The following is a 25,786-nucleotide window of genomic DNA, read 5'->3' as shown; positions in this document are numbered from 1 at the left end:
CTTTCCTATCAAAATATTATTTAATTTTGTCTAAACTTTTGGGTGCAGTCTAAAAGAGAGTTTTTTTATTATTAATACTGAAACTTCCTGAAAGCTTCCAGCGTTTTATGAATCTCTGTATCGCCAATTGCGGACGAAATAAACCAAGTCTCATAACCACTTGGCGGAAGATAAATCCCCTGCTCCAAAACCTGATGAAACAGATTGTTGAACAAACCAATATTGGAATTATTCACCTCATTAAAATTACTTGCAGAAGTCACATCAAAGAAAATCGACATCATACTTCCCTTTCTGTTAATTCTGTGTCGGATTCCTTTTTCATTAAGAATTTTTCCGATTTCGAAATCCAGAGTTTCTGTTGTTTTATCTAATTTTTTATAGAAATCCGCATCTTGCTTTATCAATTGTAACGTTTTAAGTCCGGCTCTCATAGCCAAAGGATTTCCACTCAAAGTTCCGGCTTGATAAACGCGTCCTCTTGGAGAAAGCCAATTCATAATTTCATTTCTTCCGGCAAATGCTCCAACCGGCAATCCGCCACCAATCACTTTTCCATAAGTCACCAAATCCGCTTTCACACCGAGAGCTTCCTGCGCTCCACCAAAAGCCAAACGGAAACCTGTCATTACCTCATCAAAAATCAATAATGCACCATTCTCGTCACATATTCTTCTAAGATTCTGTAGGAACTGATTTTCCGGCAAAATACAACCCATATTTCCGGCAATCGGTTCTACGATAATGCAGGCAATTTGGTCAGGATTATTTCTGAAAAGGTCTTCAACTTGTTCGATATTATTGTATTCGGCAAGTAATGTATCTTTCGCCGTTCCTTGAGTAACGCCTGGAGAATTTGGACTTCCAAAAGTCGCCATTCCACTTCCCGCCTGAATCAAAAACGAATCCGAATGTCCGTGATAACAGCCTTCGAATTTGATGATTTTTTCTCTTTCTGTATAACCTCTAGCCAAACGAATCGCGCTCATACAAGCTTCAGTTCCGGAAGAAACCATTCTGATTTGGTCAACATTAGGAACATTTTCTACTATAAATTTTGCAATCTCAGTTTCCAATTCTGTCGGTGCTCCAAAAGAAAATCCTTTTTCAGCCTGCAATTTCAGAGCTTCCAAAACTTCAGGATGCGTATGACCGAGAATTGCAGGTCCCCAGGAATTGATATAATCGATGTAAGTTCTGTCGTCTTCATCTGTAAAGTAAGCACCTTTTGCAGATTTCATAAAAATCGGAACACCTCCAACAGACTTGAAAGCACGAACAGGCGAATTAACACCGCCCGGAATATATTTGTACGCTTCTTCAAAAAGCGCTGAACTTCTTTGGTATAACATTATTGTTGATTGTTGTTTATTACTTTATACTTTGTACATAATATATTGTACAATTACCTTGGTTTCTTGCTTTGCAGATAAATCAATTGTCCGGCTTTTGGTTCTTGTCCGGCTTCCATTCTGTTTTTAGAATAGAGCTTTTTCAATTTGATTCCGAATTTCTGAGCAATATCGTGCATTGTTTCGCCAATTCCAGCTTTGTAAGTGGCGATGTTTCCCGATGAACTTTTACTTTCAAGGAAAATAATATCATTTTTATGAAGTTTAGAATTGTCCAATTCGTTATACTTCATCAGGCGTTTTTCACTAATCCAGAATTTTTTCGCAATATCTTCCGCATCCGCATCTACAGGCATTACAAAGAATTTCAAATTGTTATTGGGATGATTTTTCACCAAGATATTTTTCAGAAGATTAGCTTTAGTTTTTGAATCTACAATATCAGAAACTTCAGCTTGTTTTTTAGCATAAGAACCTTGAGAATAATCTACTTTTACAGTTGGCGGAGCCACTTTTTCGTTCTGTTTTTCCTGACCAAGCTGAGCCATAAAAACCGCATCGCTATTAAGCTCCGGATACAATTTCAAAATAGCATAATAAACCTCATCTTTATTGGTATTATCAAATTCATAAAGTTTATACTTTTCAATTTTGCTTATCAAGATATGTGCGTACTTGGGATTGGTCGCATATCCAGCTTTTTTAAGTCCGTGTGCCCAAGCTTTGTAATCTTTTGGGTCTAGGTCAAACAATTTGGTGTAATATTTTCTCGTTGCCAAAAAAATCGAATGGTCTTCATAAGACTGCTTCGGGTCTTCATAAACTCGGAAACACTCGTTGGGAGCGTCATCTGTGTGGCTCATTGTTTTTCCCGTCCAATCTTCCTTACATTTGATTCCGAAATGGTTCTTCCCCAATTGTGCCAAACGGCTTTGTCCGCCACCAGTTTCCAAAAGCCCTTGAGCAAGCGTGATACTAGCAGGGATTTTATATTTCTCCATTTCTTCCACCGCATAAGGTGCAAATTTTTGGATGTATTGGTCTTCGGTTTTCCAAGTTTGCGCTTTCACAAATCCCAGAACACACAACAAACCAATTCCAAATAATTTTCTCATTTTCAATATTTTAAAATATTTATCTTCTTATTTTCAGGAGCTTAATCCCGCTATCCGCTATATCTTTTCCTTTTTTTTCTAAAAAAGAAAAAGGATGCCGCTACTATCGGGGCTATGGGTTTCCACATCAATTCACTTTTCCTAAAAAAATCGAATTTTCAAAATCAATCAACGGTCTATTTTTACTTTTCAAAAACTGATTCGCTCCTTTGATTCCCTGCAATCCGCCCGTATGAAATGTCAGAATCTTTGAACCTTTTGGAAAGAAACCTTTCTCTACCAAATCAAAAATCTTCTGCATCATCTTTCCAGTATAGATTGGGTCAAGCGAAATCTTGTATTCGTTATAAAACCAATTTATAAAACGAATATTCTCATCCGATATTTTCCCATATCTGTTTTCATCCGAATCAATCAATTCAAAATTACTTCTCTTGCTCCATTCCGAAATTGATTTTTTCAAAGAATCATCCTTTACAACCTTGATTCCGACAACTTTCTGATTCTCTTCTGCAAACTTCGAAATTCCTGCAATTGTTCCTCCGGTTCCAACTGCAGTGCAAAGATAGTCAAAATCTTTGGTGTCATTTCCTAACATATATTGGACACCTTCAATCGCCATTTCATTACTTCCACCTTCCGGAATAATAAGTGCGTTTGGGTATTTTTCGGAAAATTTTTGTGTTAATTTTTCTTTATTCTTATAATCTTCTCTGGAAACGAAAAAGAATTGCATTCCGTTTTTTGAAGCTTCGGAAAGTGTGGGGTTGTTTTGCCAATTATTTTCTAACTCATTTCCTCTGATGATTCCAATCGTCGGAATATCAAATTGTTTCCCGAATGCAGAAACCGACGCAATATGATTAGAAAAAGCACCTCCAAAAGAAATTAGCAAAGGATTTTCAGGTTTCGAATCCAGATATTGATTGACGTTGAAAAAGAGTTTCCAGAATTTGTTTCCAGAAATTTTCGGATGAATAAGGTCTTCTCTTTTGATAAAAATCTGAACATCAAAATCAGTTTTGATTTCGACAATTGGGATTTTATATTCCGAGATTTGAAGCATTTTCAAAAATAAAAAAATCCACCGTAAAAACGATGGATCTTATTTATGATATAATTCTTAAAAATTATTTTGTTCTTTCGATGATTTTTTTCACTGCTTTTACAACAGCTTCTGCATCAATTTGATATTTTTTCATTAATTCTGCTGGTGTTCCAGATTCCCCGAAAGTATCGTGTACAGCTACAAACTCCTGAGGTATTGGTCTTCTTCTTGCCAAAACTCCAGCAACAGATTCTCCTAATCCACCAAGATAATTATGCTCTTCAGCAGTAACAATTTTCCCTGTTTTTTCTACAGATTTCAAGATAATCTCTTCATCCAAAGGTTTGATTGTATGAATATTGATAATTTCTACTGAAATCCCTTCTTTTTCCAATTCATCAGCAGCTAACAAAGATTCCCAAACCAAATGTCCGGTTGCAACAATTGTAACATCAGTCCCTTCTTGTAAAAGAATTCCTTTTCCAATCTCGAAAGGCATATCTTCCGGAATGAAAACTGGAACCACAGGACGTCCAAATCTCAAGTAAACTGGACCTTCGTGAGCAGCAGCAGCTAATGTTGCAGCTTTTGTCTGGTTATAATCGCAAGGGTTGATAACCGTCATTCCTGGTAACATTTTCATCATTCCGATATCTTCCAAAACTTGGTGCGTTGCACCATCTTCACCCAAAGTTACCCCAGCGTGAGAAGCTGCAATTTTCACATTCTTTCCAGAATACGCCACAGACTGACGAATCTGATCATAAACTCTAGATGTTGCAAAGTTGGCAAATGTTCCTGCAAAAGGAATCTTTCCATTGATTGTAAGACCTGCTGCTAACCCAATCATATTAGCCTCCGCAATACCTGTTTGGAAAAATCTTTCCGGCGCTTTTTCTATGAATTTCTCCATTTTCAAAGAGCCAATAAGGTCAGCACAAAGTGCAACTACATTTGGATTTGTATCAGCTAGTTCTGCCAATCCTGCTCCAAAACCGGAACGTGTATCTTTTTTTTCTGTGTATGTATATTTCATTTTGATCTTAATTAAAACGGATTAATAATCAGCTGGTGCTTCTAAATACAATTGTTTGAAAGCTGTTTCCAACTGCTCATCATTAGGTGCTTTCCCATGCCAAGCATGACTGCCAACCATAAAATCTACACCACTTCCCATCTCTGTATGAAGAAGAATCGCAACAGGTTTTCCATTGCCTGTTTCTGATTTCGCTTTATTTAGAATTGCAATAACTGCTTCCAAATCGTTTCCGTTTTTCTCTTCAAGAACCAACCATCCGAACGCTTCCAATTTCCCTCTCAAATCTCCTAAAGACAATACATCGTCTGTATCTCCATCAATTTGTCTTCCGTTATAATCTATCGTAGAAATGATATTATCTACTTTTTTGGCTGCAGCATACATTAATGCTTCCCAATTTTGCCCTTCCTGCAACTCACCGTCACCGTGAAGTGTATAAACTAAAGAGTTGTCTCCGTCTAATTTTTTACCTTGAGCAGCCCCTAAAGCAACCGACAAACCTTGACCTAATGAACCAGAAGCTACTCTGATTCCTGGTAAACCTTCGTGCGTTGTTGGGTGACCTTGTAATCTTGAATTCAGTTTTCTAAAAGTTGCCAATTCTGCAACCGGAAAGAAATCGAATCTCGCCAACGTACTATAAAACACTGGAGAAATATGCCCGTTTGAAAGAAAAAACAAATCTTCATTTTTACCTTCCATTGTAAAAGGTAATTTGTAGTTCATTATTTCCCCGTAAAGTGCTACGAAATATTCTGTACAACCAAGAGAACCTCCTGGATGACCACTGTTTACAGCGTGAACCATTCTAAGAATGTCTCTTCTAATCTGCGTTGAAAGGCTTTTCAGCTCTTCTATTGATTTGCTCATTATTTAAGATTTACTTTAATGCGAAAATACAGATTTTTTATGTGTAAACCCAATAAATGCAGACTGAATATAACTTAAGAAAAAAGAATTATATATAATTAACAACTTTTAATACTTGATAAAACTCATAAATAAAAAGAGACTGTCCTTTTGAGACAGCCTACTATTTATTTCTTTAAGAATTGATTCTATTTCAAATTAAAATTGAAACCTACAATTACAGCTCCAACTGATTCTTTTCCTACAACAGGACGATCATCATAATACCTTCTATTATCGCCTGAGATACTTTGATAACCTACATACAATTCACCTGCAGGAATATTATACATAAATTTCGGCACTGCATAAAACCCACCATTCACATTATCATTAGTAGAAATCCCGTATCCAAGATCTAAACCAACTGCTATTGGAGCAGCAGAGAATGAGTATTTACCCGAAACTGCAACAGGAATAAATCCAAAATCGTCCGATTTTACACCTCCTCCCGGATAATCATAACTTTTACCAATGTAGTGGGAATATCCCGTTGCCACACCTAAGTCAAAACCTTTTGCAAGATTCCATCTATATGCAGCGTCCAAACCTAATGTAAAAGGAGAATTACCCGTAGTTGGTGCACCGATGTGAGCACCTAATTTAAAACCTTCCTGTGCTTGTGTAAAACCAAAAACTGCAATAGCTGCAGCTAAAAAAATCTTTTTCATAGTTTCAAAAATTTAAATTTTTCAAACTATCCTTACCAAGATTTATACCAAAACAAGATTTTATTTTTTCTCAACATTATTATAAGCCATAATAATTTTCTTCACAACAGGATGCCTTACCACATCTTCTTCTGAAAGATGCACAAATCCAATCTCCTCGACATCTTTTAAAATAGTCATAGATTCTTTAAGTCCGGATTGTTGATTTTTAGGCAAATCCACTTGGCTCGGATCACCAGTAATGATGAATTTGGCATTCATCCCCATTCTGGTAAGAAACATTTTCATTTGAGAATGGGTAGTGTTTTGCGCTTCATCTAGAATCACAAAAGCTTCATCCAAAGTTCTACCTCTCATAAAAGCCAAAGGCGCAACTTCTATGACTCTTTTTTCCATATAACCTTCCAACTTCTCATGCGGAATCATATCGCGCAAAGCGTCGTAAAGTGGTTGCATATAAGGATCTAGTTTTTCTTTCAAATCTCCTGGAAGAAAACCTAGACTTTCACCTGCTTCTACCGCTGGTCTTGTTAAAATGATTCTTTTAACTTCTTTATCTCGCAAAGCTCTTACTGCAAGAGCAACACTAGTGTATGTTTTCCCCGTTCCAGCTGGACCGATAGCAAAAACCACATCTTTTTTCTCAGATGCCTTTACTAGTTTTTTAAGATTGGTAGTTTTAGCCTTAATAACCTTTCCGTTGACGCCTTTTACTATAATATCTTGATCAAATACCAGATGCTTTTCAGATTCATCTTTGAGTTTAAGAAGAGATTCCAATTGTTTTATCTCAAGAGAATTGTGCTTGGAAATATAATCTGAAATATCATCCAATTTTTTCTTCAACAAGTCAAGAGTTTCCCTATTTCCCATTGCGAAAACAAAGTTATCTCTACCTGTAATCTTAAGTGTTGGAAAGCTAGATTTTATCAGATTAAAATTTTGATTCTGGACACCGTAAAACGTTTTGTTGTCAACGCCTTCAAGTTCATAATTGATTTCGAACATAGATTATAATAGTGGTTAGTCTAACAAATATATGAATAGATTTGATATGATATTCGTCTTTAAAAATTGAATTATATTAAATTTGCAACAAATATTATAAAATGTCGGTTATTACTCTTACTTCAGATTATGGACTTGTAGATCATCGCGTCGCAAGTATCAAAGGTAAAATACTAAGCTGGAGCGAGGAGGTAAAAGTAGTTGACATTACTCATAACATATCGGCTTACAATCTTTTACAGACAGCTTACATCGTGCGCAATGCTTACAAGTTTTTCCCAGAAGGCAGCATTCATATCATTGCTGTTGATAGTTTTTATCATAAATCTAGAAAAAATATCATTGCAAAAATAGATGGACATTATTTTATTTCCGCTGATAACGGAATCACAAATCTGATTTTTTTTGATATAAAGCCAGAAGCTATCTATGAAATAACACTTAATAATCGTTTTGATGATAAAGTCAATTTCCCCGCAACCGATATATTTGTACCAGCTGCAATGCACATCTACAAAGGCGGATTACCAGAAGTAATTGGCAGAAAAATCAAAACAATCAAAGATATTTCTTTTCCTAAAGCAATCTATAATGAAGGAGAAAAAATGATCATCGGAGAAGTAATGTATATTGACAACTTTGGAAATGTTGTGTCTAATATCAGTCGAAAATTTTTTGAAAAATACGCTTCAATTTCTGAAAACTTCACAGTTAAATTCAGGAATATAGTGACATCCAAAATATTAGACCAATATACTGATGTCGTAACCGACTGGAACAGAGAACAGGAGTTTCACGGGAAGTCGTCTGTGATCTTCAACGATACAGATTTGCTGGAAATCACCATTTACAAAGGTAGCGTTTTGAACGGCGCTTCTACACTTTTCGGGATGAGCACAGGTGAAAAAATCTATGTAGAATTTGAATAAAAAAAACCGACATGGCTGTCGGTTTTAATATTATTGATTTAAAATAAACATTACTGCTTGATTAATTTCTTATTAAGAGTTCCTTTTGGAGATTTAATTGTTACAATGTATGTTCCTGTCTTTAATCTTGAAACATCAAAATTATTCCTCGAAACTGAGTCAGAATTAAACTCTTTTACCAGTTTACCTGATTGATCAAAAACTTTTACATTTTCAATTTTTTGTATTCCATCAATTTTAAATTGATTTTTAACTGGATTGGGAGATATTGAAACTAATTTTTGAGTAGAAGCCTCATTTAACCCTAATACAGAACACTCTAATATCGCTTTAAAACCAGCTTCATTGACCATTGCATCAGATCTAAAAACCAATGTAATTGCGCCTGTCTCATGTGTAGATTCAAAAGGTCCTCTAATTGTGGTTCCAGACATATTATTAGATCCCGAAAAAATAGGTGAAGTTGTAGAAGGACCGTTTCTAACAGTCAAGAAATCATAACCTTGCTCCAAATTAAATTCTTGGAAAGTTATTTTTAATTTTTGAATATCATTATCTGGATAGAATGTTTTGCTCCAAGTCTCGCTATCAGAATAATTACCATCAGCACCACCAGTATCTGTTATTGTTTTTCCACACCAATCATCATCTGTCAAAATAATTTGAGATCTTTGATATGCTGGTGAACAATCCGTACCTACTTCTATTTTATAAAAAGTCCCTTGGGAAAGACCTTGAATATTGAAATTTTTCTCTATTGTATTACCTGATTGAACAACAGTTCCATCCATTAAACTCACTCGATATTTCCATTCAGTAGAAGTAGCATCAGTAATAGCAACCGACGCTGTAGTCTTATCAACATTAGCAACAGATAATACTGTAACTGTAGTTGAACAAGCCGTCACACAATTCCCACTCAAACAAGCCTTAGAGTCAACCGTTTGTCTTATTAGAGCTCCTGGCTGTTCACCAAAACCTTTTGTAAAATTGATTCCAGTTGAAACCAAATGACAATAACTCATAATAGTACCTCCATCACTTGGGATTGGGCCAATAGGGCAATCACCTTCAGCAAGATCAGGGTTGTAAGTTGGAGCACATCCATCGATAGCAGTGCCATCTCCATTCCATGAACAAGCATGCGTATGAGGAGAACCTAAAGCATGTCCCATCTCGTGTGTCATTGCCATAACCGTCCAAGAATATGTTGGAATATCATTAAAAGTCATATTAATTCCTGAATATGCATAACGATTGTTTGTACACAAGGAGTTAAGATATGCTACACTAGTCGTAGATGGATAGTTTACAAGATGGGCAAGATCGCCTTCAAAAGTTGTTCTATTTGAACGGAATGCAGATAAGTTTGCACTGTAACTACCTGTATAAGGATCTGTCGTTTCCCAAACATACACGGTCTTTAGAGACATTTTAACACCATCATTTACATATAATGTATTGATATTATTGTGAACAGCAGATATCCAATTGATTGTGTTAGTCACATCACTTCCATTTTGTTGGAAAGGCTTGTAACAAATCTCATAATAAACTCTTACACAAGCATCTGTGATCTGAGGTGCTTTAGAGACTTGCGGATCGAATCTTACTTTTTGAGTTTCATTTTCCATCAATTCATCAGCAGAACAGATAAATGGATTTTTCCCAGTTAATTTTTGGTCATTATAAACTACGAAATCTTCTGAGTTAACAGCTTTTCCCAAAGTCACATTTCCAATATTATTTGCAGAAGCAATACCTACTACATCATTATCAAAAAAACTAAATGCAACTACAGATGTATTGTCTCCTTTGATAATCCCTCTATAAAAAACCCCTTTTTTATAATTAGTAATTTGTCTTTTGTTGGTCTCAGCTTTGAATTCTGGAGAATAAATATCAACCCTTACCATTTCTACTGTAAGCTGCCTATCTTCAAAAGGAAAATCCATCTCCAATGCTTCAGGTTTTTCACTTACCAAATTTGTTAATTGTTTTTTATCCAACTTTAACACCTTAGCATCTCTCGCAGCTTGTTGATAAACCATCTGCTTACCACTTGTTTTATCCAACGTGAATGGATTGACTTTCTTAAATACTACTTTCTTGTTTTGAAAATCCTTTACTTCTTTTGCTATAGGTTTTAAACCAGCCTGCGCAGAAAAAAGAATAAAAACAAAAACCGTTAAAAACAGCTGTAAAATTCTTTTCATATAAACTTTTTTTTTAAATCTTTACAAAAAAAGCAATTATTAAACAATTAAACCAAGAATATATCATTTTTAACATTCTAAATATTGAATAATAAATATGTGTTAGTTTTTTGTACATTAAGCTATCTTTGCAAAAAAAAATATTGCTTCAATGCTGTATTCTATTATTAAGGCGATTCACATTATTTTTATGGTAAGTTATTTTGCCGGGATTTTTTATCTGGTGAGATTGTTTGTCTATTATAAGGACACCGATGAATTTGATGAAGTGAAACAAAATATTCTCAGAAATCAATATAGTTTTATGGCTGTGAGACTTTGGAATATTATTACTGTTCCTGCAGGAGTTTTAATGTTATTAAGCGGATTGACGATGATTTTCCTTAATTCAGGATTAATGAAAACCCCTTGGTTTCATTTGAAACTAACATTTCTGGTTGGGTTGGGAATTTACCATTTCTGGTGTTGGAAAAAAGTGAAAGAACTCAAAAAACTCAACGGGAACACTCTTCAAACTCCTAATATTAAGCTTAGACAATTCAATGAGATTGCAACTTTTATTTTATTCGCTGTTGTTTTTACAGTTATTCTCAAATATTACGTTATAGAATATTGGTGGCAATTACTACTCGGATTTTTCGGAATTATTTTCCTGATAACATCCATTGTCAAATTGGTCAATAGAAATAAGATAAAAGAAAAAAGGCAAAAGAATCAAGATTAATGGCTTGGAGAACCTCAGCCTGACAAAAAAAAGGAACTAAACAAAAAACTCTAATACACTCAAACTCTACAACCCATTTATGCTAGCTATATTCAAAAAAGAACTTTGGAATTTTTTCGGAAACTGGAGCGCGTGGATTATCATCGCTGGTTTCAGTATTATTTCCGCATTGTTCCTATTTTTTTTCGAGAACGATTTTAATATTTTCGATATCGGAAGTGCTACTTTACAAAGTTTCTTTGTGCTTTCGCCTTGGCTTTTTATGTTCATCATTCCGGCTATCAGTATGAGAACTTTGGCTGAGGAAGAGCAGTCGGGAACATTATTCTGGCTATTTTCACAACCTGTAAAAATCACAGACATTGTTGGAGGGAAATTTCTTTCCGTTTGGCTGGTTGGTGTTTTATGTTTATTGCCAAGTTTGGTTTATTATTACACAGTTTATGTTTTGGGCGTTCCAGAAGGGAATATCGATGGAAGTATGACTTTCGGAAGTTATGTTGGATTAATTATTCTGATTGCCTCATTTTCCGCTGTTGGGATTTTGGCTTCATCTTTATCATCTAATCAAATTACTGCTTATTTATTAGGCGTTTTTATTTGTTTCATTTCATACTTTGGGATAGAACAATTAGCGAGTTACAAGCTATTAGGAGGAGCAGATTATATCTTACAAAATATCGGATTTTACCAGCATTTTCTGGCTTTCACGAGAGGACAGATTGATACAAAAGATGTTTTCTATTTTCTTTTTGTCATATTCTTAGGATTAGGATTAGCAAGCTGGTTTGTCTGGAGAAAAAAGTAAATCAAAACAGAAGAAAACGAAACCATCAACCGACAACTAACAACTGTCAACTAATATTAAAATGAATAAAAAAAATAAAATCACGCTCATTATCATCACTGTTATTCTGATTATCGGGATGAGCGGACTTATATATAAACGTTTCGATCTCACGGCAGAAAAACGCTACACACTTTCCGATTCCACTGTTAAAGTTTTGAAAAGCATCAACAAACCAATGACTTTTGAAGTTTATTTGGATGGTGATTTTCCAGCTTCTTTCAAACAGCTTCAGAACGAAACCAAATTTATGCTGGACGAGTTCCGAAAAATCAATCCGAAAATCGATTATAAATTCCGTGATCCAATTGCTGAGAAAATCCCGATGGACACTTTGCAGGCAATGGGAATTCAAGCTTCTCAACTGGTAGATAAAAAAGCAGGAAAAGATTCTCAGATTATTCTTTATCCTTACGCAGCGGTAAAATACAATGGTTATGGAACTTCTATTCCTCTAATGGTTCAGCAATCTGGAATTGACGCGCCGACTCAGCTTAATAAATCCATTGAAAACCTCGAATACAACTTCATTTCCACCATCAAAGGAATGACCGAAGAAACGGTGAAAAATGTAGGTTTTTTAGTAAATCAGCAGGAGTTGGGCCCAGATGAGTTCCGAGGATTCTTGGATGTTGCGATGGAAAACTATAACATTGGACCAATAATCCCTGAAAACAAAACCGAATTGTCTCTAGCCGATGTTCCGAAGCTGAAACAAATGGACGCCCTTGTCATCGCGAAACCTAGAAAAGCTTTTACAGATAATGAAAAAGTGATTCTCGACCAATATATTATGAAGGGCGGAAAAACACTTTGGATGATTGATGCCGTGAATGCGGAAATGGACACTCTTTTCCAAGCCAAGAAAATAATGGCTTATCCGCTTGACCTTAATCTGACTGATTTTATGTTCAATTATGGCCTGAGAATCAATCCTGCATTGACCAAGGATATGAAAAAATCGGCTTTAGTAAGAATTGTTTCTGGTGAAATTGCCGGCAATCCGCAATATAGTAGTTTTCTTTGGCCATATTTTCCATTAGGAATTGCTGAAACCAAAAATCCAATTACGAAAAACATCAATCCTGTAAAATTCGAGTTTCCAACTTCGATTGATACTTTGGGAAGACCAAATATCAAAACCAAAGTTCTTTTCGAATCCAGCGAAAGAACTATTAGCAAAACTGTTCCGAATTATGTTGCACTTTCTGAAATCGTAAGAACAGACAGCATCGGAGAAATGGAACGTCCTACACCTCCGAAAATTTTTGCTGTGGCTTTGGAAGGAAAATTCAAATCGGCTTATGCAACGAGAAGCGAGAAAAATTCTTATCCTAATTTCAAAGCTCAAAGTCCAGAAAACAAAATGCTCGTAATTGCCGATGGCGATGTTGCAAGAAACCAAATCTGGAAAGGAAAATCGCTTCCTTTGGGAGAAGATCTTTTGACCAAAGCTCAATATGGCAATGCGCAATTCTTAAGAAATGCATTAGACTATCTTTTGGATGACAGCAATCTGATGGAACTCCGAAACAGAACGATTGAAATCCGTTTACTAGATCGAGAAAGAATAGAGGAAGAACGCTCAAAATGGCAATGGATTAATCTGCTTTTACCTTTAGGAATTTTGGGAGTTTTGGGAGCTGTCTTTTATTTCCTTAGAAAGAAAATGTTTTCGTAAATGCAAAGGCTTCGACAGGCTCAACCTGACAAAAATAAATATAATAGATAGTATTAGAGATGTCATCCTGAGCTTGTCGAAGGATTTCTGTATATTCAAAACAACATATTATGAAAAACCTTTTATTAGCTTTAATTTCCGGAGTTTTGTTAGCCATTTGCTGGCCGACTTATGGGATTCCGTTTTTGATATTTTTTGCTTGGGTTCCGCTTTTGATGGCAGAACATAACATTACCAAGTTCAGTAATATCAAGAAAAAAAGCTTGGCCGTTTTTGGTTTCTCCTATCTTACTTTTTTGATTTGGAATGCCGTTACAACAGGTTGGCTTTACAATTCACAATTGCCGGACGGAAGCAAATCTCTGTTAGCGGTTTTGTTTCCAGTTTTGACCAATTCATTTTTTATGGCTTTGGTTTTCCTGGCTTATCATTTTTACAAGAAAAGTCAGGGGACTTATTTTGGATTGGTATTTTTTGTGGCAATTTGGATGTGTTTTGAAAAGCTACATCTTGTTTGGGAATTCACTTGGCCTTGGCTGAATCTCGGAAATGTTTTTGCAGATTATCATCAGTTTATCCAATGGTATGATACTTTGGGCGCAACAGGTGGAAGTTTCTGGATTTTGGTTTGTAATGTTTTAGTTTTTTATACGATAAGAATTTGGGAAGCAGGAAGAGTTAGAAAATCATTGATTAAAAATGTTGTGATGTCTGTTGCTTTTATTGTTTTACCGATGATTATTTCTTTGGTTAAATATTATAATTATTCGCCAGAAACTGTTGGTTCAATCAATGTAACGATGCTTCAACCTGCACTTGATCCTTACAATGAAAAATATCAGAAAGACAGTTTGACGATTGAAAATGACTTATTGAAATTAGCTTCCGAAAACTCGATTATAAAACTAAGAGGAAAAGAAACTGAAAAAATCGATTTATATCTTTCGCCAGAAACGTCACTTCCAGGAATTGGCGGTTTCAGCGAAAGAGGTTTTCATAATAGTTTGTTGATTAATAACATCAAGGCATTTCTTTCTCAACATCCAAAATCTGTTTTCTCAGGCGGGATTTCCAGCTATTATGTTTACAAAGAAAACGAAGAAAAACCTGTAACAGCAAGCTATCTCGACAGACAAGGAATCTGGGTTGATGAATATAATTCAGCAATTCAAATCATCCCTAATCAACAGCCGGAAGTTTATCACAAAGCAATGCTCGTTCCCGGTGTTGAAATTTTTCCTTATATCAATTTTTTCAAACCTATTTTGGGTGATGTAATGCTAGATTTAGGTGGAACAACTCGCTCTCTTGGAGTTTCTAAAGAAAGAAAAGTTTTCGCCAATCCTTACAACAAATCTGTAATTGCGCCGATTATTTGCTACGAAAGTATTTATGGAGAATTTGTGACAGATTATGTCAAAAAAGGCGCAAACCTTTTAACGATTGTAACGAACGATTCTTGGTGGGGATATTCACAAGGACATAAACAATTGCTGGATTACGCAAAATTGCGAGCAATAGAAACAAGACGAGAAATTGCAAGAGCAGCAAACAGTGGAACAAGTGCTCATATTAATTCCAGAGGAGACATCGTAGATGATTTACCTTATGGTGCAAAAGGGGCTTTGACAGCAAAAGTTAATTTGATTGACAAAGAAACGTTCTACACCAAAAGTGGAGATTTTCTTTCCAGACTTTGTCTTTTCGTAATTGGAGCCTTGTTACTTTTTATTCCTGGTAGAAAATATTTGACGAGGAAGAAATAATAAGTTGGAGAGTTATGTGGCATTTTAAGACAATCCAAAAAACAACAGACAGAAAATGAGTTTAGACATTAACGTATATTGCAAAAATATTTCGGCTGACTTAGTTCCGAAAATTGCAAAACGGCTTAACGACTTTGATATTGTCGCTGAAGTTCATCCTGACTTTAAACTTGACCAAGAAAACGACACTGGGTTTGTGTCTTTCAAATTCCGATTAAAAAATCCTTACTTCGAAAAATTAAAGAACAAGGACTTGAAAAGTGGTTTTGAAATTTATATTGACGACTTTGATTTGCAGAAGACCAAAGACAACTTAAAGCTAAAACCTTCATTTTTTGACAAACTACTCGGAAAGAAACAACAAGACGTTGAATTTGTAAAACCTGAAATTGAAAAGCGACTTAAAGACTGTAATAAAGTTGTAACTTTTGTTTGGCATTCAAGTGACACATTTGAGCTTCGTTTAGCTTCTATGACAAGTGCTATATTGACAGAGTTAACAAACGGTGTTTGTTGTTATCCTGCAGACGACATTTGGTATGAGAACAAAAACATAGTGGAAAAAGCACACAAAGAAGCGTTAGAGTATGAAAAATCAATAAATGAAAAAGATTTTAAATTTCACGAGTTTGACGAATGGTAATAAAAAAAACAAAACGCCACATAATACAGGTTTTGCATCAGGTGGCTAAAGTACAAATTTGAAGCTCTGCCCTTCTATTGAATTTAGTAATAAATTGAAATTTTGTACTCCGAAACCAACCCGAATGCAAAAGCAACGCTAAAATTCTAAAACTCTCCGACTCCCAAACTCAAAGATTCGGTAAATATCTCTCCTTAATAATATTCAAATGGTGAATATTGTGACCAACGGTTAATTTCCCGATTGTTTCTACTTTGATATTATTTCCGTTCACGATTCCAATTAATTGAAGCGCTTCCTCGGGAAGATTTTTAAAGAATTTAATGGATAATTTTCTGGTTAATTTGAATTCTTTAATCAGACTTTTCAAAGTTCTACTATCCGCGTAAGAATTATCTGCCCAAGCTTCTTCATCAAATCCCGAAACTAGAGACTGGTCTTTTCTGGAAAATCTCAAAGCTCGATAAGCAAATACTTTTTCCGTATCTATCAAATGTTGTAAGAGTGTTTTCAAACTCCATTTCCCTTCTGCGTAAGCATAATTTCCTTGTTCTTCAGAAAGTGATTCATAGATTTCTAAAGTTGCGTCTGAAGCTATTTTCATCTCTTCAATCCAGTTTTCTGAAGGAACCAAATCAAGATAACGTTGTATATATTTTTCGAATTCTGTCATAGTTTAGTTGTTGGTTGATTGTTGTCTGTTGTCAGGCTAAGGCTCTCGAAGCCCTTTCAATATGAATAAAATCAATAATCATTTATAATTTATCATTCATAATTAATTACCAACTTCCCATTCATAGAAATTCACTTCATCATATTTTTTGAAACCCACACTTGGATATAACTGATTTCCAATCATATTTTCTTTACTTGTTTCCAGATACATTCCACAAGAATTGGATGTTCTGCAAAGTTCTTTTGCTTCCTCAATCAAAGCTTTAGAAAAACCTTTTCCGCGAGAATTTGAATTTACATATAAGTCATTCAGCAACCAATAACGCTTCATTCTTGTTGATGAAAACAATGGATATAATTGAACAAATCCAACCAATTTCTCTACATCTTCTGCAACAAATATTTCAGAATCTTTTTTTTCCAATCTTTCTGATAAAAATTGTTGTGCTCCTGACAAATCTGATGTTTTGTGATAGAACATCCTGTATTCATCAAACAATTGCGACAATTGCACTAAATCTTCCTGAGTCGCTTTTCTGATATTATTCTTCATCTTCGTATTGTTCAAGATAATAACTAAAACTAAATTCTTCCACTTCATCTTCCAAGTCTTCCAAAGTTGTCAAAAGGTCTTCGAAAAGCTCCAATTGGTCAACACTCATATTCACAAATTCGATATGAAGTGGCATTTCCAATTCTCCGGAAATCACATCCGAAAGTGCATCCAGATTATCTCCGAAATGTTCAGGCAATTCCAATTTTGATTTCAGTTGTTCATAAAAATCTTCGTAATCGCCAATGTTGACGAAATCGATATATATTTCTTTCATTTTTCTAATTATTGTTTTTCAAACGATTTATAATGATTCTTCGTTAACCAAACGTCGCCATTTTTAGTAAAAACAATTCGGTCTGCATTTCGGTTTCCACAATTATAATTGACGTCAGCTTCGTAATATTGTTCGCCTTTTGGCAATTGTTTTTCACGATTACTGAATTTATCTCCACCAATTGCTTTCCCTTTTAAAACATCACATAGATTTCCTTTGGACGGAATCCAGCCTTTGCTTTTAGCTTCGGATTTTGTGATATAAAAATCTGGTAATTGATGATTAGATTTTACATACGCAATCACTTTTTCATCTTTCGTTAATTCATCAATCGAATTACCATCAGAAGAATTTTCCAAAATCGAACTTTGTTTAGCTTCGGATATTGGACTTCCAACTTCTGTCTTCAGACTTCCATCATCAGACTTCCTTTCGATTCTATAATTCGAAATCAAATACATTACCGAGATTCCGGCAAATGCTCCGATGAGAAAGAAAAACAGGGTTTTCAGTTTTGGATTCATATGTAGATATTTATTGTTTTTTATTTGTCGTATGTTATCGCGGTACCTTCATCGGTGTTTTTTTTTCCAAATTATGGCGATTTCATTGTGAAAAATTTCTATGCTAAAATAATGAAAACCTCGATTCTTAAAGAAGAAAAAACAAACTTTAAAAAAAAATTGTGCTTAGCCTAATTTTTCTATATTTGGGCACAAAGATAAAAATATGGAAAACCCAACTATGGACAACTTAAAAATGATAGCCGAAACGGCCAAAGATTTCGCTGAAAAAAATATTCGCCCAAACATTATGGATTGGGACGAGAGCCAGACTTTTCCTATAGAATTGTTTCATCAATTGGGAGAACTAGGCTTTATGGGAATTGTAATCCCTGAAGAATATGGCGGTTCCGGGCTTGGTTATCAGGAATATGTGACCATTTTGGATGAAATTTCTCAGGTTGATCCTTCTATTGGACTATCTGTTGCTGCGCACAATTCACTTTGCACGAATCACATTTATGAATTCGGAAACGAAGAACAGAGAAGAAAATGGCTGCCTCAATTAGCTTCCGGAAAAGTAATTGGAGCTTGGGGATTGACTGAACATAACACAGGTTCGGACTCAGGCGGAATGTCCACAACTGCTGTAAAAGACGGTGATGATTGGATTATCAACGGTGCAAAAAACTTTATTACTCACGCTATTTCCGGAGACATTGCAGTGGTAATGACAAGAACAGGAGAAAAAGGCGCAAAAAATAATTCCACAGCTTTTGTTTTGGAAAAAGGAATGGCTGGTTTCACTTCTGGAAAAAAAGAAAATAAATTAGGAATGCGTGCTTCCGAAACAGCAGAATTGATTTTCGATAATGTACGCGTTCCGGATTCTCACAGATTGGGAGAAGTTGGAAGCGGTTTCAAACAAGCAATGAAAATTCTGGACGGCGGTCGTATTTCTATTGCTGCATTGAGTTTGGGAATTGCGAGAGGTGCTTACAAAGCCGCTCTTAAATATGCTCAGGAAAGACATCAGTTCGGAAAAGCAATTTCAAGTTTTCAGGCCGTTAATTTTATGTTAGCTGATATGGCAACAGAAATTGATGCGTCAGAATTGTTAATCAGAAGAGCATCTGACCTGAAAAATGCAAAACAAAAAATGACCCGCGAAGGTGCAATGGCAAAATTGTATGCTTCTGAAGCTTGTGTTAGAATTTCAAATAATGCTTTGCAAATTTTCGGAGGTTATGGTTACACAAAAGATTTCCCTGCTGAAAAATTTTACAGAGATTCTAAGCTTTGTACAATTGGAGAAGGAACTTCTGAAATCCAAAGGTTGGTTATCGGAAGAGATATTTGTGATTAACATATGTTTTAATAAACCACAAAAGGCACAAAAGCTTTAAAAAAATGACTAAATTTTTGAAATATACTGTTATTCTAATTTGTATAACTTTAAATTCTTGTAATCAAAATGAATATAGAGGAATCCATATTGGTACTGATTTGTATGAAAATCAAACAACAACAAAAAATAATGAATTGAAAGAAATAATCAACGAAATCTTAAATAAGAAACCGAGCGGATTAATTAAAATTTCGACTTTTGATTGTGGTGGCGGCGCTGGTTGTTATGATTTAGGTTCTGTTTTGTCACAAACTTTAAACAAGATTGGTGAAAATGATTTTATAAAGATGTCTCAACATTTGAATTACAATCAAAAACAAGAGATTAATTCTTTATTAGAAATGGGTTTTGAGTATGGGGATAATAATGATGACGAAAAAATGGATGATACCACTCTTTCAAAAAATTACCCCAAATTAAGTAACGAATTATACAAAAAATAAAAATTTATAAATGCTGTCTCCTTGGACGGCATTTTTTATATTTGTTAAAATTTTAGAAAAATAATGGAAAAATTAGATAGCCTGAATCAGGTAGCCGAATTTCACAAAACCTTCAACGCTCCAATTCTTGACACGCCTCAGATTCCTTCAAAAGAACGTGCAGCTTTGAGAGTTAGTCTTTTACAAGAAGAATTAGATGAGCTAAAAAAAGCAATTGAAGATAATGATTTGGTAGAAGTTGCGGATGCACTTTGCGATTTGCAGTATGTTTTGAGCGGTGCTGTTTTGGAGTTTGGTTTGGGAGAAAAATTCGTGAAATTATTCAATGAAGTTCAGCGTTCTAATATGTCAAAAGCTTGTGATAATGAAGTTCAGGCTCAGGAAACTGTAGAATTCTACAAAGACAAAGGAACCGATGCTTATTACGAAAAGTCGGGCGACAAATACAATGTTCATAGAGTTGCGGATAATAAGGTTTTGAAAAACAAATATTATTCTGCAGCAGACATCGCTTCATTATTAAAATAAAAAAACTCAAGATGAAAAAAATTTCGATTGTTTTAGGAGTTATGATTTTAACATTATTCAATTCTTGTGCGGAAAGGGTAATCGTGAATCGTGAAGTAGAATCCAAGAATGACGGTAAAATGTTGCTTGGAACTCAGACGCTAGATCAATTCAGAAAAGAACCTTTCAAAACTTGGTTTGATGAAGAGTACAATCGTTATCAAATTGACGAAACAAATTTAGCTGAACTAAAAAAAGAAAAACTCAAATCTTATAGTTTGGTCGTTTTTGTTGGAAGCTGGTGTGAAGACAGCCACAGAGAATTCCCTAGACTGATAAAAATCTTGGACAAATTGAAGTACAATCCCAACAAAATGCAAATCATAGCTGTTAACAGGAAAAAAGAATCACCAGCCGGAGAAGAAGGATTGTACAACATTACAAAAGTCCCTACCATCATCGTTAAAAGATTTGGAAAAGAGATCGGAAGAATCACGGAAATGCCAGAAACCGGATATTTGGAAAGAGATTTGCTTAACATTCTGGAAAAAGATAATAATTCAGGCTTGTTTAAATAAAACTAAATTATTCAAAAATATTTTTTTTTACCACATAGACTCATAGCTAAAAGATTAAATAGTATTTTATTTCTTTTTAATCTTTCTTTAGAATTATTTTTTCTATATGCCTATGTGGTTTTATATTTTTTATTAATTAAACATTGCTGATAAATTCTAAATCAATGAATAAATACACAGGACTACTTTCATTTATTTTCGGAATCATTTTAACGGTTTTCGTTTTTCTGTCGTGGAGAAGTTGCAACAAAAAAGATGAAGGCGCACTCGTAAATCAAGATTATTACCTGATTACGAATCAAATCCAAAAAATGAATAAAATGGTAGTTTTGGAACAGGATTTTTCAAGTTTCCAAACTCATAAAAGTTCTGCGGCGACAGTTGCAGGATTCGATATTTTACCAAGAGAGATGGTTCTCTATACAACTGCAAAAGCTCAGGTTTCTTACGACTTGAAAAGAATGAAAATCGATGTGGATACAGTTAGCAAAAAAGTTATTATTAATGAATTACCTCAACCTGAAATCAAGATTTTTCCGGATGTGAAAATTCATTTTATGGATGATTATGCGGTGAATAGATTCAAACAAAGTGATATCAACAGCATTATGGAATCTGCCAAGAAAAATATGGCAAAAAGTGTGAATCAGGAAAACTTGAAACAGCAAAGTAAAAAACAACTGAAAGAAAATCTTAACGAAATTTTTGTTTTGGCAAAAGCCTTGCATTATTCGATAGAAGACAAAACGAATACGTTTCCTTCCACCGAATTATAAAAAATCATCGTTATGAATCCTGATAAAAAAACCGAAAACAGTAACAATTCTGAAAATAAAAAGCAGACCGAAGATTTTAAAAATATTCCTGCTGCTTCTGATAAAAAGAATCCGCCTGATATTAATAAAAAAGATATTGACAAAAGTTCCAAAATCAATAAAGACGGAAAAACCGAGAATACAGAAAAGTAATTTATTTATTAAAATAATTCATCAATCCTTTCAAAATTTTGAAAGGATTTTTTATTGAAAATTATCAAAATAAAACATCTGATTAATCCAAAAACCATAAAAAGTTTAGTAAAATTGATTTTGTTTAAGAAATTAATGTATATTTAATACTGAAAATCAAACGTTAACAATTTGATTTCGCTGTGTTCTTTAAATTCCGTTTCACTTAAAAACATTACAGCTATGTCTTATATTGTAGTAGGACTTTTTCCGAATCAGATGGAAGCTGATAAAGTCCTTTTAAAATTGGAAAACGCAGGTTACAATGACTACATTCTTTCTCATTCTGACGAGGAAATTTCACAAAATGCAGCCATTGAGAAGAAAAATGGGTTTTGGAATTGGTTATTCGATGATAATCATCTCGACATTGCCCGTTTCGAATACGCAAGTATCGACCACAACACGATTACCGTACATCTGAAAACAAAACAAGACGCTCACATCGTGAAAGATATCCTAGACAACAATGGCGCAGTGAATGTAGAAGAAAAAACTAGAGACTATATGTTTGAAAATCATTCCGAAACGTTACAGAATTATTCGAATTCTGAAAGTATAAATGCCAAAATCATTGCAAAAGCTAAGAACAATCTATTCTTTACAAACAATAGAAAACCACACTCTCATCATGAAAAAAGAATATCTGATGAAATCGATGGATTGGTATTTACAAAATTCAAGTAAAATGATTAAGAGCACCTAAGACAGTGACAAAGCGACAACTGAGGACGGATAAAGGTGCCCAAAACCTTAAAATTTGTTAAATAATAATGAATTTCTGCTTTCTGCCACAATTTTTGTTTAACAAATGACAAATATGTTTAACACCAAAAAAATATTATTATGTCTTACACGATTATAGGGATTTTCCCCAATGAAACAGAAAGCAGAGATGTGATTACAAAACTGGAAGACGCTGGTTTGTACGAATATACGATTTCGAAATCCGAAGTCGAAGCGCTGGAAAAAGTTGATACTGAGAAGAAGCCAAGTTTTTTTGACTGGTTATTTGATAGAGATGTTGTCGAGAAAGACCGTTACGAATATGCGAGTATCGACAGCAATACGATTACAGTTTACACAGAAACCGAAGAAGATGCCAATGCAGCAAAAGCAATCCTAGACAATAATGGCGCAATAGATGTGGAAGAAAAAACCAGAGGTTACTTGGCTGGAAAACATCCAAATACTCATACAGAATATCCCATTTCCGAATCAAAAAAAGCAAGAATCATTGCCAAGGCTAAAAATGATTTGTATTTCACAGATGACAGAAAAGCGACGACAACTATACAAGAAGGAATGGTAGATGAAATGGATTCTTTGGGAAATAAAGATTAAAAAATTATTTCCCCAACCCTGAAGGGAGTAATTTTTATAAATAGCAAAAAAAGAACCGAATTTCTTCGGTTCTTTTTTATTGGTTTCATATTAATATTTATACAATTGTGGATTTTCCCAATTGGATATTTTCGTAATTATAATAAGATTTCTCCGAGAAACTGATATAATCTGCGATGAAATCTCCAACTTCTGAAGTTGAGTAATTTTGTTCAGCATTCAAATCAACGGTTACAAATTTGCTTTCGATGGCGTGTTCTACACTTTGACGCAATTTCTCTGCAGCGACATTTAATTGAAGGTAATCCAACAACATCGCAGCACTCAAGATTGAAGCAATCGGATTTGCAATTCCTTTTCCTTTGGCTTGAGGATAAGAACCGTGAATTGGTTCAAAAAGTCCATTATCTTCACCAATAGAAGCTGATGGCAACAATCCGATAGAACCACCAATTACACTGGCTTCGTCTGAAATAATATCACCAAACATATTCTCTGTAAGAATCACATCAAACTGTTTTGGATTAAGAATCATCTGCATTGCTGCATTGTCAACAAACATAAAATCTAAGGCAACATCTGGATATTCCACAGCGATTTCTTTCACAATTTTTCTCCAAAGTCTGGATGTATCTAGAACATTAGCTTTGTCAATCAATGTTAGTTTTTTCTTTCTTTTCTGCGCATCTTGGAATGCCAAATGTGTAATTCCAATGATTTCTTCTTTTGAATATTTGCAAAGATCGTAAGCGTAATCTCCATTTTCTTCTGTGAATTTTTCTCCAAAATAAATTCCGCTAATCAACTCACGATAGATTTGAATATCCGTTCCATCTACGATTTCTTTTTTCAACGGACTTTTTTTAATCAAAGAAGCGTAAGTTTTTATCGGTCTGATGTTCGCAAACAATCCTAATTCTTTTCTCAATTTCAACAAACCTTGCTCCGGACGAACTTTTGCATCAGGATTATTGTCAAATGCTGGGTCACCAATTGCTCCAAACAAAACAGCATCAGAATTTTTGCATAATTCCAAAGTTTCATCAGGCAGAGGATTTCCTGTCTGATAAATAGCTTCCGCTCCCATAACTCCATAATTGAATTGGAAATTATAGTTAAAAACCGAAGCAATTACTTTTAATATTTTTACACTTTCATTGGTAACTTCCGGACCGATTCCATCTCCCGGTAAAACGGCAATTTTATAATTCTTGCTCATATACTTTTTGTGCTTTTTGTTCAAATGCTTTTATAGCATCTTTTTTACTTGTTAAGAAATCAATATCGTCGTAGCCGTTCATCAGGCATATTTTTTTGTAAGAATCCAGCTCGAAATTTTCTGTTTTTCCATCAAAAGAAATAGTCTGATTTTCAACATCCACAGTAATTTGAGTTGACGGATTTTGAGTAATAGTTTCTATTAAATCTTTAAGATATTCCTCAGAAACTTTCACAGGAAGAAGTCCGTTGTTAAGTGCATTTCCTTTGAAAATATCCGCAAAGTAACTTGAAACTACAACCTTAAAACCGTAATCTGTCAACGCCCAAGCTGCGTGTTCTCTACTGCTTCCACATCCAAAATTATTTCCTGCTACCAAGATTTCTCCGGAATATTTAGAATTATTCAGAACGAAATCAGCGTTTGGTTCATTAGTATGAACATTATATCGCCAATCTCTGAAAAGATTTTCTCCGAAACCTTCTTTGCTAATGCTTTTCAGAAAACGTGCAGGGATAATCTGGTCTGTATCTATATTTTCACTCGGCAATGGTACAGCCTGAGAATTGATTAAAACTAATTTTTGCATCTTTTATTCTTTTAAAAAGTAATCATCAAATAGATGTTTTTCTGCATTTATTTTTTCGCGTTATAAACAACAAAATTATAGTATTGATATAAGTTTGCAACATTTTTAAACCCTACATCTTCCAACCATTTTAGCTGCTCCTTAAGCGGACTCATCTTATCCAATTTAATTCTTTCAAATGTTGCTTCTTTTTCTTCTGATGTCAAAGTTTTATTCGCTGTAACTTTCTCTCTCCAACTAGAAGTGTAAAGTGTTTCCGAAAAATCATTTTCACCCAAAACCTGATCTGCGTTGATAAATAATCCACCATCTTTCAAAAGGTTATAGATTGTTTTGAAAAGCTGCTTTTTGGCTTCATCATCCAAATGATGAATTGCTAAACCGGAAATCACCAAATCAAATTTGTTTTTTTCTAAAGCTAAATCTTCCAAGTCCTGAATAAGAAATTCAAAATTTGAAAATCCTGAAAATCTTTCCTTAGCTTTTTTAAGCATTTCTTCTGAAATATCTACCAGTGTAAAATCGGCTTCATTATATTTCTCAAGAAAAAAAGCACTCATCAAACCTGTGCCAGCTCCTATATCTAATATGCTATCAACGATTTTTATTTGATTCGATAATTCGACTGGTATTTTATAAAAATCATCAAAACAAGGTATCAGTTCTTTTCTTTGCTTATCATATTTTTCTGATACCGCATTGAATTTTGACTTAATAGATTCTATGGTTGACATT

29 protein-coding genes are annotated in these 25,786 nt (G+C 34.5%); 14 read left to right on the top strand and 15 right to left on the bottom strand.

Annotation, left to right across the window (positions count from 1 at the left end):
* Positions 1–71: 71 nt before the first annotated feature.
* From hemL to RTY06_RS11955, 7 genes are all read right to left on the bottom strand, one after another.
* A complete protein-coding gene (gene hemL, locus RTY06_RS11985) occupies positions 72–1,352 on the bottom strand; it encodes a glutamate-1-semialdehyde 2,1-aminomutase (RefSeq protein WP_312825151.1) in 1,281 nt (426 codons plus the stop codon).
* Positions 1,353–1,405: 53 nt separating this feature from the next.
* A complete protein-coding gene (locus RTY06_RS11980; protein ID WP_312825150.1) occupies positions 1,406–2,467 on the bottom strand; it encodes a glucosaminidase domain-containing protein in 1,062 nt (353 codons plus the stop codon).
* Between the two features lie 127 nt (positions 2,468–2,594).
* Entirely contained in the window at positions 2,595–3,533 is a 939-nt protein-coding gene (locus RTY06_RS11975) for a pyridoxal-phosphate dependent enzyme (protein ID WP_312825149.1), read from the bottom strand.
* 64 nt (positions 3,534–3,597) lie between these two features.
* A complete protein-coding gene (locus RTY06_RS11970) occupies positions 3,598–4,551 on the bottom strand; it encodes a transketolase C-terminal domain-containing protein (RefSeq protein ID WP_312825148.1) in 954 nt (317 codons plus the stop codon).
* A gap of 21 nt (positions 4,552–4,572) precedes the next feature.
* Positions 4,573–5,424 (bottom strand): transketolase, encoded by an 852-nt coding sequence (locus tag RTY06_RS11965; protein WP_312825147.1) that lies wholly within the window; start codon positions 5,422–5,424, stop codon positions 4,573–4,575.
* 188 nt (positions 5,425–5,612) lie between these two features.
* Positions 5,613–6,134: a hypothetical protein gene (locus tag RTY06_RS11960; RefSeq protein WP_312825146.1), complete on the bottom strand. Its 522-nt coding sequence runs from the start codon at positions 6,132–6,134 to the stop codon at positions 5,613–5,615.
* A gap of 60 nt (positions 6,135–6,194) precedes the next feature.
* Complete coding sequence (locus RTY06_RS11955; protein WP_312825144.1) at positions 6,195–7,142, bottom strand: PhoH family protein; 948 nt, start codon at positions 7,140–7,142, stop codon at positions 6,195–6,197.
* A 101-nt stretch (positions 7,143–7,243) separates the two neighbouring features.
* On the opposite strand from RTY06_RS11955, the gene RTY06_RS11950 reads away from it, so the two are divergent.
* The gene (locus tag RTY06_RS11950; RefSeq protein ID WP_312825142.1) at positions 7,244–8,071 is read left to right on the top strand and encodes an SAM-dependent chlorinase/fluorinase; all 828 of its coding nucleotides are present in this window, start codon (positions 7,244–7,246) and stop codon (positions 8,069–8,071) included.
* Between the two features lie 50 nt (positions 8,072–8,121).
* Here RTY06_RS11950 and RTY06_RS11945 read toward each other — a convergent pair whose 3' ends face one another.
* Entirely contained in the window at positions 8,122–10,287 is a 2,166-nt protein-coding gene (locus RTY06_RS11945; RefSeq protein ID WP_312825140.1) for a M12 family metallo-peptidase, read from the bottom strand.
* A 151-nt stretch (positions 10,288–10,438) separates the two neighbouring features.
* Between RTY06_RS11945 and RTY06_RS11940 the strand changes: the two genes are divergently transcribed.
* From RTY06_RS11940 to RTY06_RS11920, 5 genes are all read left to right on the top strand, one after another.
* Complete coding sequence (locus RTY06_RS11940) at positions 10,439–11,011, top strand: CopD family protein (RefSeq protein ID WP_312825138.1); 573 nt, start codon at positions 10,439–10,441, stop codon at positions 11,009–11,011.
* Positions 11,012–11,090: 79 nt separating this feature from the next.
* Positions 11,091–11,819 carry an ABC transporter permease subunit gene (locus tag RTY06_RS11935; protein ID WP_312825136.1) on the top strand — a complete coding sequence of 243 codons (729 nt, stop codon included), beginning with the start codon at positions 11,091–11,093 and terminating at the stop codon, positions 11,817–11,819.
* Positions 11,820–11,880: 61 nt separating this feature from the next.
* The gene (gldG, locus tag RTY06_RS11930; RefSeq protein ID WP_312825134.1) at positions 11,881–13,539 is read left to right on the top strand and encodes a gliding motility-associated ABC transporter substrate-binding protein GldG; all 1,659 of its coding nucleotides are present in this window, start codon (positions 11,881–11,883) and stop codon (positions 13,537–13,539) included.
* A gap of 110 nt (positions 13,540–13,649) precedes the next feature.
* Positions 13,650–15,305 (top strand): apolipoprotein N-acyltransferase, encoded by a 1,656-nt coding sequence (gene lnt / locus RTY06_RS11925; protein ID WP_312825132.1) that lies wholly within the window; start codon positions 13,650–13,652, stop codon positions 15,303–15,305.
* A gap of 55 nt (positions 15,306–15,360) precedes the next feature.
* Complete coding sequence (locus RTY06_RS11920; RefSeq protein ID WP_312825130.1) at positions 15,361–15,948, top strand: hypothetical protein; 588 nt, start codon at positions 15,361–15,363, stop codon at positions 15,946–15,948.
* 169 nt (positions 15,949–16,117) lie between these two features.
* On the opposite strand, the gene RTY06_RS11915 is transcribed toward RTY06_RS11920, so the two are convergent.
* The 4 genes from RTY06_RS11915 to RTY06_RS11900 form a co-directional block, all read right to left on the bottom strand.
* A complete protein-coding gene (locus RTY06_RS11915) occupies positions 16,118–16,621 on the bottom strand; it encodes a DinB family protein (protein WP_312825128.1) in 504 nt (167 codons plus the stop codon).
* Between the two features lie 102 nt (positions 16,622–16,723).
* Positions 16,724–17,176, bottom strand: a complete 453-nt coding sequence (locus RTY06_RS11910) for a GNAT family N-acetyltransferase (protein ID WP_312825125.1) — start codon at positions 17,174–17,176, stop codon at positions 16,724–16,726.
* On the bottom strand, positions 17,166–17,453 hold the full coding sequence (locus RTY06_RS11905) for a barstar family protein (protein WP_312825124.1): 288 nt from the start codon (positions 17,451–17,453) through the stop codon (positions 17,166–17,168). Before RTY06_RS11905 ends, RTY06_RS11910 begins: the two co-directional genes overlap by 11 nt.
* A gap of 8 nt (positions 17,454–17,461) precedes the next feature.
* Positions 17,462–17,977, bottom strand: a complete 516-nt coding sequence (locus tag RTY06_RS11900; protein WP_312825123.1) for a ribonuclease domain-containing protein — start codon at positions 17,975–17,977, stop codon at positions 17,462–17,464.
* 205 nt (positions 17,978–18,182) lie between these two features.
* Between RTY06_RS11900 and RTY06_RS11895 the strand changes: the two genes are divergently transcribed.
* The 8 genes from RTY06_RS11895 (at position 18,183) to RTY06_RS11860 (ending at position 23,243) form a co-directional block, all read left to right on the top strand.
* Positions 18,183–19,322 carry an acyl-CoA dehydrogenase family protein gene (locus RTY06_RS11895; RefSeq protein WP_409450853.1) on the top strand — a complete coding sequence of 380 codons (1,140 nt, stop codon included), beginning with the start codon at positions 18,183–18,185 and terminating at the stop codon, positions 19,320–19,322.
* Positions 19,323–19,366: 44 nt separating this feature from the next.
* A complete protein-coding gene (locus RTY06_RS11890; protein ID WP_312825122.1) occupies positions 19,367–19,807 on the top strand; it encodes a hypothetical protein in 441 nt (146 codons plus the stop codon).
* A 63-nt stretch (positions 19,808–19,870) separates the two neighbouring features.
* A complete protein-coding gene (locus RTY06_RS11885; RefSeq protein WP_312825121.1) occupies positions 19,871–20,335 on the top strand; it encodes a nucleoside triphosphate pyrophosphohydrolase family protein in 465 nt (154 codons plus the stop codon).
* Positions 20,336–20,346: 11 nt separating this feature from the next.
* On the top strand, positions 20,347–20,892 hold the full coding sequence (locus RTY06_RS11880; RefSeq protein WP_312825120.1) for a thioredoxin family protein: 546 nt from the start codon (positions 20,347–20,349) through the stop codon (positions 20,890–20,892).
* Positions 20,893–21,056: 164 nt separating this feature from the next.
* A complete protein-coding gene (locus RTY06_RS11875; protein ID WP_312825119.1) occupies positions 21,057–21,668 on the top strand; it encodes a DUF4230 domain-containing protein in 612 nt (203 codons plus the stop codon).
* 12 nt (positions 21,669–21,680) lie between these two features.
* Positions 21,681–21,860, top strand: coding sequence for a hypothetical protein (locus tag RTY06_RS11870; RefSeq protein ID WP_312825118.1), 180 nt, complete (start codon positions 21,681–21,683; stop codon positions 21,858–21,860).
* 222 nt (positions 21,861–22,082) lie between these two features.
* Entirely contained in the window at positions 22,083–22,586 is a 504-nt protein-coding gene (locus tag RTY06_RS11865) for a hypothetical protein (protein ID WP_312825117.1), read from the top strand.
* A gap of 159 nt (positions 22,587–22,745) precedes the next feature.
* Positions 22,746–23,243 carry a hypothetical protein gene (locus RTY06_RS11860; protein ID WP_312825115.1) on the top strand — a complete coding sequence of 166 codons (498 nt, stop codon included), beginning with the start codon at positions 22,746–22,748 and terminating at the stop codon, positions 23,241–23,243.
* 97 nt (positions 23,244–23,340) lie between these two features.
* Here RTY06_RS11860 and leuB read toward each other — a convergent pair whose 3' ends face one another.
* Genes leuB through RTY06_RS11845 form a run of 3 tightly spaced genes read right to left on the bottom strand, consistent with a single transcriptional unit; the run spans position 23,341 to position 25,785 of the window.
* Complete coding sequence (gene leuB / locus RTY06_RS11855) at positions 23,341–24,462, bottom strand: 3-isopropylmalate dehydrogenase (protein WP_312825113.1); 1,122 nt, start codon at positions 24,460–24,462, stop codon at positions 23,341–23,343.
* Positions 24,446–25,051, bottom strand: coding sequence for a 3-isopropylmalate dehydratase small subunit (gene leuD, locus RTY06_RS11850; RefSeq protein WP_312825111.1), 606 nt, complete (start codon positions 25,049–25,051; stop codon positions 24,446–24,448). The genes leuB and leuD overlap by 17 nt, the downstream gene beginning before the upstream one ends.
* A 47-nt stretch (positions 25,052–25,098) precedes the next feature.
* Positions 25,099–25,785, bottom strand: coding sequence for a class I SAM-dependent methyltransferase (locus tag RTY06_RS11845; protein WP_312825109.1), 687 nt, complete (start codon positions 25,783–25,785; stop codon positions 25,099–25,101).
* Between the last annotated feature and the right edge of the window lies 1 nt (position 25,786).

Origin of the sequence: Epilithonimonas sp., assembly GCF_032055105.1 — a bacterium.
GTDB lineage: Bacteria > Bacteroidota > Bacteroidia > Flavobacteriales > Weeksellaceae > Epilithonimonas.
The sequence above is the reverse complement of the archived record's forward strand: the minus strand, read 5'-3'. Positions and strand labels throughout refer to the sequence as shown.